1 protein-coding gene is annotated in these 490 nt (G+C 73.9%); it reads left to right on the forward strand.

Features of this window, described 5'->3' with window-relative positions:
- On the forward strand, positions 1-490 hold a 490-nt coding region (locus RM812_RS42175; RefSeq protein WP_311586307.1), incomplete at both ends, for a molybdopterin cofactor-binding domain-containing protein.

A 490-nucleotide genomic window follows, 5' to 3' on the forward strand; every position in this document is an offset into this window, starting at 1 on the left:
CCTGGGTCCGGGCCGAACTGGCCGCGATGTTCTCGCTCGACCCCGCCTCGGTGCGGGTGCGCTCCGAACACATCGGCGGCGGCTTCGGCAGCAAGGGCCTGCGCGCCCACCAGGTGTCCGCCGTGATGGCCGCCACCGAACTGCGACGGCCGGTACGGGTGGTGATGACCCGGCGCCAGATGTTCTCCCTGGCCGGCCACCGCAGCCCCACCGTCCAGCGGGTCAGGCTCGGCGCCGACCCCGACGGCAGGCTCCGCGTCCTGGACCACCGCTCGCTCAACCGGACGTCGACCGTGTTCGAGTTCGTCGAACCGAGCGCGAGCGTCGGCCAGGTCCTGTACGCCGCCGACGCCCACCGCACGGCCAGCCACGTCGTACGGCTCGACGTGCCGTCCCCCACCTGGATGCGGGCCCCGGGGGAGGCGCCGGGGTCCTTCGCGCTGGAGACGGCCCTCGACGAACTCGCCGTACGCTGCGGAGCCGACCCGAT

This window comes from Streptomyces lancefieldiae (assembly GCF_031845825.1).
Taxonomy (GTDB): domain Bacteria; phylum Actinomycetota; class Actinomycetes; order Streptomycetales; family Streptomycetaceae; genus Streptomyces; species Streptomyces lancefieldiae.